The sequence below is a fragment of the Streptomyces bikiniensis genome (assembly GCF_000716625.1).
Lineage (GTDB): Bacteria > Actinomycetota > Actinomycetes > Streptomycetales > Streptomycetaceae > Streptomyces > Streptomyces bikiniensis.
This window is the reverse complement of sequence record NZ_JNXJ01000116.1, coordinates 1-694: the sequence shown is the minus strand read 5'-3', so window position 1 is coordinate 694 and position 694 is coordinate 1. Positions and strand designations below refer to the sequence as shown.

Genomic DNA, 694 nt, shown 5'->3' with positions numbered 1-694 from the left:
GTCCGACGCTCCCACGGCTTGTAGGCACACGGTTTCAGGTACTATTTCACTCCGCTCCCGCGGTACTTTTCACCATTCCCTCACGGTACTATCCGCTATCGGTCACCAGGGAATATTTAGGCTTAGCGGGTGGTCCCGCCAGATTCACACGGGATTTCTCGGGCCCCGTGCTACTTGGGTGTCTCTTCAACGAGCCGCATGAATTTCAGCTACGGGGGTCTTACCCTCTACGCCGGACCTTTCGCATGTCCTTCGCCTATCCATACGGTTTCTGACTCGTCCTGTCGCCGGCAGACGACAGAAAAGAGATCCCACAACCCCGCATGCGCAACCCCTGCCGGGTCTCACACGCATACGGTTTGGCCTCATCCGGTTTCGCTCGCCACTACTCCCGGAATCACGGTTGTTTTCTCTTCCTGAGGGTACTGAGATGTTTCACTTCCCCTCGTTCCCTCCACATGCCCTATGTGTTCAGGCATGGGTGACAGCCCATGACGACTGCCGGGTTTCCCCATTCGGAAACCCCCGGATCAAAGCCTGGTTGACGGCTCCCCGGGGACTATCGTGGCCTCCCACGTCCTTCATCGGTTCCTGGTGCCAAGGCATCCACCGTGCGCCCTTAAAAACTTGGCCACAGATGCTCGCGTCCACTGTGTAGTTCTCAAACAACGACCAGCCACCCACCACCCTGACC

At 57.9% G+C, this 694-nt stretch carries 1 rRNA gene; it reads right to left on the bottom strand.

The window, feature by feature from the left end:
* A 23S ribosomal RNA gene (locus OO47_RS32980) occupies positions 1-633 on the bottom strand; the annotation flags it as partial.
* Positions 634-694 lie beyond the last annotated feature (61 nt).